Genomic DNA, 9,083 nt, shown 5'->3' on the forward strand with positions numbered 1-9,083 from the left:
GTTGCATGATTTTCTCCTAAGTTGATTCTTCGAACCTTCACTTTAGGATTAATTTGCGTCTTTTGCCGACCCGCCTTCATTCATAGTATCTACGGTTGCGGTCTCATGCGGAGCCGGGTTTTTGCTGTTAGCCGGTCTACACCTTCAGGAATTCTTCGCGGCCGCCGAGCCAGCGCGCCAGGTGCGCTTCGACCGTGGCCGCGCTGTCGGCGCCGTTGGCGTGCAGCAGGTCGTGCGCGACGTCCCGGGCCTGGTCGACCAGCCACTGGTCGGTTTCCAGATCGGCGAAGCGCAGCATGGCCTGGCCCGACTGGCGCGCGCCGAGGAATTCCCCCGGTCCGCGGATCTCCAAATCCTTGCGCGCGATTTCGAAACCGTCGGTGGTTTCGCGCATCGTCATCAGGCGTTGCCGCGCCACGCCGCCCAGCGGGCCCTGGTACAGCAGCAGGCAGGCGCTGGCCGCCGAGCCGCGCCCGACCCGGCCGCGCAGCTGGTGCAGTTGCGACAGGCCGAAACGCTCGGCGTGCTCGATCACCATCAGCGAGGCGTTCGGCACGTCGACGCCCACTTCGATGACGGTGGTGGCCACCAGCACGTGTATCTGGCCGGCGCTGAAGCCGTCCATCACTTCCTGCTTCTCCGCCGTTTTCATGCGCCCATGCACCAGCCCCACTTGCAGGTCCGGCAGCGCCTCTGCCAGCATGGCGTGGGTGTCGGTGGCCGTTTGCAGTTGCAGCGCCTCCGACTCTTCGATCAGCGGACAGACCCAGTACACTTGCCGGCCTTCCAGCGCGGCGGCGTAGACCCGTTCGATGACTTCGTCGCGCCGGTTCTGGTCGATCGAGCGCGTGACGATCGGGCTGCGTCCCGGCGGCAGTTCGTCGATCACCGACACTTCCAGGTCGGCGTAGTAGGTCATCGCCAGCGTGCGCGGGATCGGCGTGGCGGACATCATCAGCTGGTGCGGCACGGCGTCGGCGTCGCCCTTGTTGCGCAGGGTCAGGCGCTGGCCGACGCCGAAGCGGTGCTGCTCGTCGACGATCACCAGGCCCAGCCTGGAAAACTGTACCGCGTCCTGGATCAGCGCGTGGGTGCCGATGACCAGTTGCGCCTGGCCCGATTCGATCAGCGCCTGCGCCGCCAGCTTGTCTTTTTTCTTCAGGCTGCCGGTGAGCCAGGCCACGGTCACGCCGAGCGGCTCCATCCACGCGGCGATCTTGCGGAAGTGCTGGTCGGCCAGGATCTCGGTGGGCGCCATCAGCGCCGCCTGGTAGCCGCTGTCGATGGCTTGCGCCGCCGCCAGCGCCGCCACCACGGTCTTGCCGCTGCCGACGTCGCCCTGCAGCAGCCGCTGCATCGGGTAGGGGTGGCGCAGGTCGGCGCGGATTTCCTCCAGCACGCGCGCCTGCGCCCCGGTCAGTTTGAACGGCAGCCCGGCCAGGAAGGCGGCCGACAGCGCGCCCACCCGCGGCAGCGCGGCCGCGCCCTTGGAGCGGCGCGCCCGCTGCGCGCGCTTCAGCGACAGCTGCTGCGCCAGCAGTTCGTCGAATTTCATACGCACCCAGGCCGGGTGCGAGCGGTCGCTCAGCGCGCTCTCGTCGACTTCCTGCGGCGGGTAGTGCAGCAGGCGCACGGCCGGCTCGAAGTCGCTCAGGCGCATGTCCTCGACCAGCGCCGGCGGCAGCGTGTCGTGCCAGTCGATGCGCGTCATGGCGTCGTTGATGGCGCGCCGCAGGATCGGCTGGGACAGGCCCTCGCCGGACGGGTAGACCGGCGTCAGCACGGTTGGCAGCGGCGCGCCCTCGTTGACCACCTTGTAGCCGGGGTGGACCATTTCGGCGCCGAAGAAGGCGTGCTTGAGTTCGCCGCGCGCGCGAATCCGCGTGCCCTCGGCCAGTTGCTTGACCTGGCTGCCGTAGAAGTTCATGAAGCGCAGCAGGAGGTTGCCGCTGTCGTCGGCGATGGTGACCAGCAATTGCCGACGCGGCTTGTAGCCGACCTCGCATTTAGTCACCACGCCCTCGACCTGCGAGGACACGCCGCCGTGCAGGCAGGCTTCGCGGATCGACACCACCTTGGTCTCGTCCTCGTAGCGCATGGGCAGGTGCAGCACCAGGTCCATGTCGGTGCGCAGGCCCAGCTTGGCCAGCTTGCTCTCGTTGCTGACTATTTTCTTGGCGGTTTTTGGCTTCGGAGCGGACATATCGGAAGAATAGGGGCGGCTAGCGTAAAATAGAGGGTTGGCCCACGCGCAGCAACGCGCCGGGGCGGGCTGGTATTGTACGACCTGTATAGGCGCACAGTATAGTGCCTGCCCGCCGTTCGTGCATTCCTAATAATTCTTGAAGCAAACGCATGTATTCGCTCTCCGATTTCGATTTTGATTTACCCCCAGAAAATATCGCGCAACTGCCGCTGGCGCAGCGCAGCGCCTCGCGCCTGCTGCACCTGGACGGCGACGCCCTGGTCGACCGCGGCTTCGCCGACATCGTCGCGCAATTACAGGCCGGCGACCTGCTGGTCATGAACGACACCCGCGTGCTGAAGGCGCGCTTCTTCGGCGTCAAGGAAAGCGGCGGCAAGATCGAGGCGCTGGTCGAGCGCGTGCTCGACAGCCGCACCGTGCTGGCCCAGGTGCGCGCCTCGAAGTCGCCGCCGCCGGGCTGCAAGATGCGCCTGGCCGACGCCTTCGACGTCACCGTCGGCGCACGCGCCGGCGAGTTCTTCACGCTGCATTTCGACGCCGACGTGTTCGAGCTGATCGAGGCGCACGGCCGCCTGCCGCTGCCGCCGTATATCGAGCACGCCGCCGACGAGTTCGACGAAACGCGCTACCAGACCGTGTTCAACAGGGTGCCGGGCGCGGTCGCCGCGCCCACCGCCGGCTTGCATTTCGACCAGGCCCTGCTGGACCAACTGAAGGCCAAGGGCGTGCAGTTCGCCTACGTTACGCTGCACGTCGGCGCCGGCACCTTCCAGCCGGTGCGCGCCGAGGTGCTGGCCGAACACAAGATGCACACCGAGTGGTATACGCTGGCGCAGGAAACCGTGGACGCGGTACGCGCGGCCCAGGCCGCCGGGCGCGACGTGGTGGCGGTCGGCACCACCAGCCTGCGCGCGCTGGAGTCGGCCTCGCAAAGCGGCACATTGGTCGCCGGCAGCGCCGACACGGCCCTGTTCATCACGCCCGGCTACCAGTTCAAGACGGTGACGCGGCTGATTACGAATTTCCACTTGCCCAAGTCGACCCTGCTGATGCTGGTGTCGGCCTTCGCCGGCTACGCGCAGATCCGCGCCGCCTACGCCCACGCCATCGCGCAGAACTACCGCTTCTTCAGCTACGGCGACGCCATGTTGTTGACGACGCAGTCGCGCGCGCCGCGCACCCCGGAATAATTTACGAAAGATTAAGAATGCTGGATTTTAAGTTACTCAAGACCGACACGAGCGGCCTGACCAACGCGCGCCGCGGCACGCTGACCTTGAACCATGGCGTGGTGCAGACGCCGATTTTCATGCCGGTCGGAACCTACGGCTCGGTCAAGGCGATGTCGCCGCTGGAGTTGAAGGAAATCGACGCCCAGATTATCCTGGGCAACACCTTCCACCTGTGGCTGCGCCCGGGCAACACCGTCATGGAAAAATTCGGCGGCCTGCACGACTTTATGGGTTGGAACAAGCCGATCCTGACCGATTCCGGCGGTTTCCAGGTGTTTTCGCTGGGCGCGATGCGCAAGATTACCGAAGAGGGCGTGCATTTCTCGTCGCCGATCAACGGCGACAAGCTATTCCTGTCGCCGGAAGTGTCGATGCAGATCCAGCGCGGCTTGAATTCCGACATCGTCATGCAGTTCGACGAGTGCACCCCGTATGAAATCCAGGGCCGCCCCGCCACCATCGAGGAGGCGGCGACGTCGATGCGCATGTCGCTGCGCTGGGCGCAGCGCTCGAAGGACGAGTTCGTCCGCGGCGAGAACCCGAACGCGCTGTTCGGCATCGTCCAGGGCGGCATGTTCGAGCATCTGCGCGACGAGTCGCTGGCCGGGCTGGAGGAGGTCAACTTCCCCGGCATCGCCATCGGCGGCCTGTCGGTCGGCGAGCCGAAGGAAGACATGATGCGCATGCTGGCCCACATCGGGCCGCGCCTGCCGGCCAACAAGCCGCACTATCTGATGGGCGTGGGCACGCCGGAAGACCTGGTCGCCGGCGTCTCCAATGGCATCGACATGTTCGACTGCGTCATGCCGACCCGCAACGCCCGCAACGGCTGGCTGTTCACCCGCTTCGGCGACATCAAGATCAAGAACGCCCGCTACAAGGAAGACAAGGCGCCGCTCGACGAAACCTGCTCGTGCTACGCCTGCCGCAACTTTTCGCGCGCCTACCTGCACCATCTGCACCGCTCCAAGGAAATCCTCGGCGCGCGCTTGAACACCATCCACAATCTCCATTACTATCTGGACCTGATGCGGCAGATGCGCGAGGCGCTCGACGAAGAGCGTTTCCACGCCTTCACGCTGCAATTCCACGCCGAGCGGGCGCGCGGGGCTTAAGACGGGCTTAATTCGCGCCGGGTCTTGTAAAAAGATTTATACCCGCCACATAGGCGGGAGCGTCCGCGCGCTGCGGCCAGTGCTAGAATACAGCGCTAATTTTTCAAACTGACTAGAATCGGAGTTCCTGTGTTCATTTCCAACGCTTACGCACAATCCCCCCTCGACGGTCTCGGCCTGAGCAGCAATATGACGAGCTTCCTGCCGCTGGTGCTGATGTTCGTGGTCATGTACTTCCTGATGATCCGTCCCCAGCAAAAACGCGCGAAAGAGCAAAAGGCGATGATGGACGCGCTGGCCAAGGGCGACGAAGTGGTCACCGCCGGCGGCGTGCTGGGCAAGGTCGCCAAGGTCACCGACGGCTATGTCACGGTCGAAGTGGCGACGGGCACCGAAATCGTCGTGCAAAAGAGTTCCATCACGATGCTGCTGCCTAAAGGCACCCTGAAGGCGCTGTAATACCGTTTCGGGCCGCCACAAGCGGCCCGATGTGACGCCTCCGACGCACAACACTGAACGCTGAACCAAATATGAATCGCTACCCTGTCTGGAAATACATCCTTATCGCCGTCGCCGTGTTGCTGGGCGCCCTGTATACGGCGCCGAACTATTTCGGCGAGTCGCCCGCGCTGCAAGTGACGAGCGGCAAATCGACCGTCAAGGTGGCGAGCGAGCTGACGGCCCGGGTCGAAGCGGTGTTAAAGCAAGAAAATGTTGCATCGGAAGGCGTCAGCTTCGACAACGCCGGCACGCGCGCCTCGGTGCGCATCCGCTTTGCCGACCCCGACACCCAATTCAAGGCGAAACTGCTGCTGGAAAAGGGTTTGAACCCGGACGCCAGCGACCCGACCTACCTCGTCACCGTCAATCTGCAACCGAATACGCCGAAGTGGATGCAAAAGCTGCATGCCTTGCCGATGTACCTCGGCCTGGATTTGCGCGGCGGCGTGCATTTCCTGATGCAGGTCGACACCAAGGCGGCGTTGAGCAAGCGCGTCCAGGGCATCCAGGCGGCGGCGCGCAGCGCCCTGCGTGACAAGAACGTGCGCCACGCCGGTATCGAGCGCGTCGGCGACGTCATCGAGATCAAATTCCGCGACGCCGACACCCGCAACAAGGCGAAAGACGTGCTGGCCGGCCAGATGGCCGACCTGGCCTTCGCCGACAGCGCCGACGGCGCCGACCTGAAGCTGAGCGTGACGCTGAAGCCGACCGCGCTCAAGCAAACCATCGACGACGGCGTCAAACAAAACATCGCCACGCTGTCCAAGCGCGTCAACGAGCTGGGCGTGGCCGAGCCTATCATCCAGCAGCAGGGCCCGGACCGCATCGTCGTCCAGTTGCCCGGCGTGCAAGACGTGGCGCGCGCCAAGGCCATCATCGGCCGCACCGCCACGCTGGAAGTGCGCATGGTCGACGAAAGCGTCACCCCGGGTTCCGAGCTGAGCGCGGCCATTCCGTTCAACTCGGAACTGTTCACCGTCGGCAAGGGCGTGCCCGTCGTGCTGTCGAAAGACGTGGTGCTGACCGGCGACTATATTTCCAGCGCCGACGCGACGTTCGACCAGAACCAGCAGCCGGCCGTGTCGATCGACCTGAACGGCGACGGCGGGCGCAAGATGCGCGAAGCCACGCGCGAGCGCGTCGGCAAGAAAATGGCCATCGTGCTGTTCGAAAAGGGCAAACCCGAAGTGCTGTCGGTGGCGACCATCCAGAGCGAACTCGGTTCGCGCTTCCAGATCACCGGCATGGGCGCGGCCGAAAATTCGACCGAACTGGCGCTGCTGCTGCGCTCGGGCGCGCTGTACGCGCCGATGACGGTGGTCGAGGAACGCACCATCGGGCCGCAACTGGGCGCCGAAAACATCAAGAAGGGCCTGTATTCGACGGTGTACGGTTTCGCCGCGATCGCCGTCTTCATGATCCTCTATTACATGATGTTCGGTTTCTTCAGCGTGCTGGCGCTGGCCTGCAACCTGTTGTTCCTGATCGCGCTGCTGTCGATGCTGCAAGCGACGCTGACCTTGCCGGGTATCGCCGCGATCGCGCTGGCGCTGGGTATGGCGATCGACGCCAACGTGCTGATCAACGAGCGCATCCGTGAAGAGCTGCGCGGCGGCGCCTCGCCGCAGGCGGCCATCTCGGCCGGTTTCGACCGCGCCTGGGCCACCATCCTCGACTCCAACGTGACCACGCTGATCGTCGGCCTGGCGCTGCTGCTGTTCGGTTCGGGCGCGGTGCGCGGCTTCGCGGTCGTGCATTGCCTGGGCATCATGACGTCGATGTTCTCGGCCGTGTTCGTCTCGCGCGGCGTCGTCAACCTCTGGTACGGCCGCAAGAAAAAGCTGACCTCGGTCGCCATCGGCACGGTGTGGATCCCGGGCCTGTCCAAGTAAGCAGCCAGTATTCAGCCAGTACCCGGCGCGCGGCGCCGGGTGCGCAATCAGAACTCAGAGGATTTCATGGAATTTTTCCGGATCAAAAAAGACATTCCCTTCATGCGCCACGCGTTGATTTTCAACGTGATCTCGGCGCTGACCTTCGTGGCCGCCGTGTTTTTCCTGCTGCACAAGGGCTTGCACCTGTCGGTCGAGTTCAAGGGCGGCACCGTGATGGAGGTGAAATACCCGAAAGCGGCCAACCTGGAGTCGATCCGCCACACGCTGGAAGGCATGGGTTACACCGAACCGGGCGTGACCAGCTTCGACACCGCGCGCGACGTCATGATCCGCCTGCCGGTGATCAAGACGATCAGCGGCGAGAACAGCTCGCAGATGGTGTTCGACGCGCTGTGCAAGGCCGAGCAGGGTTCCGCCAAGAAAATGGAAAGCGTCACCGAGAAGGGCGAGCATATCGTCAAGACCGGCTGCGCCGACGCCTCCGGCGCCGAATCGCTGGCGTTGCAGAAGGTCGAGTTCGTCGGTCCGCAGGTGGGCGAGGAGTTGGCGCAAAACGGCTTGAACGCGCTGGTGATGGTGATCATCGGCGTGATGATCTACCTGGCCATCCGCTTCGAGTGGAAATTCGCGGTCGCGGCGATCGTCGCCAACTTGCATGACGTCGTCATCATTCTCGGCTTCTTCGCCTTCTTCCAGTGGGAATTCTCGCTGACGGTGCTGGCGGCGGTGCTGGCGGTGCTGGGTTACTCGGTCAACGAGTCGGTGGTTATTTTCGACCGTATCCGCGAAAACTTCCGCAAGCAGCGCAAATCGTCGGTGCAGGAAGTGATCGACAACGCCATCACCAGCACGATTTCGCGCACCATCATCACCCACGGTTGCACCCAGATGATGGTGCTGTCGATGCTGTTCCTGGGCGGCCCGACCCTGCACTACTTCGCCATCGCGCTGACCATCGGTATCTGCTTCGGTATCTACTCGTCGGTGTTCGTCGCCGCGGCAGTGGCGATGTGGTTGGGCGTCAAGCGCGAAGATTTGATCAAGCCGATCAAGGAAAAAGACGAGACCGACGGCGCCGTGGTGTAAGGCAAGCTGGTTTCAACAAAAAGGGACAGCGCGAGCTGTCCTTTTTTTGTGCCTTGCTCAGAATATTCGCTGGAATCGGCCCGGCGATAGTTTGTTGGCATACTTATTTGAAAATATAGGTACTTATGTGGGCGAACGTACAGTACGCGGGTGGCGCTGCAGTTATAGTGGAGCTGTCTCTTTCAGGACATCCCTAGTTTTGGACTTGGCCCGCTCTCCAGCGGGCTTTTTTTGTGCGCCCAGCATGGGCGCATTCTTGCGGGTGCAAGTCCCGTCGCGAGCTGACCACAGCGAGCGAAGTGAAGCGCAACTGCGGAAGGGCGACCGACCGTGGGGAGGAAGCGTGGATCGAAACTGCGAGCCGATGTACAAGAATCGGATAGAAGGCGCTGCCGAGCAGGACGAGCGGGCAAGAAACCGCGAAGTTCTTGTGGTCAAGGCGAAGCGGCGTAAATCCGGCGGTTGTGCAGTGAAGGAGTGCGTTCTTACCTGGGGAGATCTCGCTTCATGCCTGAAAGGGCGACGGTGGAAGCCGGAGCGAGAAGTCAGCAGAGGCCTTAGTAGCTGCCAAGAACGGGGCGAAGAGCCAAACGAGAAGGAGCGTTAAACCACCATGTCGATGAGAAAAGCCTTGCATCAGATGTCCGCGTCAGCGGAGCGGTGTGTGGCAGGTGGCGGTGAAGCCGTCGTCCAAGCACGCAGCGATGAAGCTGGTCCCACGCGGCATGGCACGGTGAGCGCAGGGCTGGGCCTGCTTGCGCAGGTGCTGGCGAGAGAGAACATGCAACGTGCGTGGAAACGCGTGAAGGCGAACAAGGGTGCAGCAGGCGTCGATGACATGGACATCTCCACGACTGGCCGCTATTTGGTGAGCGCATTGCCGAACATCAGGAGAGAATTGATGGCAGGCACGTACCGGCCCAGTCCGGTACGTCGCGTCGGCATTCCCTAGCCAGACGGCAGCGAACGGGAGTTGGGGATACCCACCGTAGTCGACCGGCTGATTCAACAGGCTGTTCTGCAAGTGCTGCAACCGCTGCTCGAT

General features: G+C 63.4%; 6 protein-coding genes and 1 pseudogene. 6 read left to right on the plus strand and 1 reads right to left on the minus strand.

What is annotated here, in order from left to right; translation table 11 throughout:
• Positions 1-136 precede the first annotated feature (136 nt).
• A complete protein-coding gene (gene recG / locus ACFDR9_RS25670; protein WP_409032802.1) occupies positions 137-2,203 on the minus strand; it encodes an ATP-dependent DNA helicase RecG in 2,067 nt (688 codons plus the stop codon).
• A 152-nt stretch (positions 2,204-2,355) separates the two neighbouring features.
• Between recG and queA the strand changes: the two genes are divergently transcribed.
• The 6 genes and pseudogenes from queA to ACFDR9_RS25700 form a co-directional block, all read left to right on the plus strand.
• The gene (queA, locus tag ACFDR9_RS25675) at positions 2,356-3,396 is read left to right on the plus strand and encodes a tRNA preQ1(34) S-adenosylmethionine ribosyltransferase-isomerase QueA (protein WP_017879622.1); all 1,041 of its coding nucleotides are present in this window, start codon (positions 2,356-2,358) and stop codon (positions 3,394-3,396) included.
• A gap of 17 nt (positions 3,397-3,413) precedes the next feature.
• Positions 3,414-4,553 (plus strand): tRNA guanosine(34) transglycosylase Tgt, encoded by a 1,140-nt coding sequence (tgt, locus tag ACFDR9_RS25680; RefSeq protein ID WP_017879621.1) that lies wholly within the window; start codon positions 3,414-3,416, stop codon positions 4,551-4,553.
• A gap of 129 nt (positions 4,554-4,682) precedes the next feature.
• Entirely contained in the window at positions 4,683-5,012 is a 330-nt protein-coding gene (gene yajC, locus ACFDR9_RS25685) for a preprotein translocase subunit YajC (protein ID WP_026133578.1), read from the plus strand.
• 71 nt (positions 5,013-5,083) lie between these two features.
• Positions 5,084-6,949: a protein translocase subunit SecD gene (gene secD, locus ACFDR9_RS25690; protein WP_017879619.1), complete on the plus strand. Its 1,866-nt coding sequence runs from the start codon at positions 5,084-5,086 to the stop codon at positions 6,947-6,949.
• A gap of 66 nt (positions 6,950-7,015) precedes the next feature.
• On the plus strand, positions 7,016-8,038 hold the full coding sequence (secF, locus tag ACFDR9_RS25695) for a protein translocase subunit SecF (protein WP_017879618.1): 1,023 nt from the start codon (positions 7,016-7,018) through the stop codon (positions 8,036-8,038).
• A gap of 613 nt (positions 8,039-8,651) precedes the next feature.
• Positions 8,652-9,083 (plus strand): annotated as a pseudogene (locus ACFDR9_RS25700) (group II intron reverse transcriptase/maturase); the annotation flags it as partial.

Source organism: Janthinobacterium sp. CG_23.3 (assembly GCF_046115965.1).
Classification (GTDB): domain Bacteria; phylum Pseudomonadota; class Gammaproteobacteria; order Burkholderiales; family Burkholderiaceae_D; genus Janthinobacterium.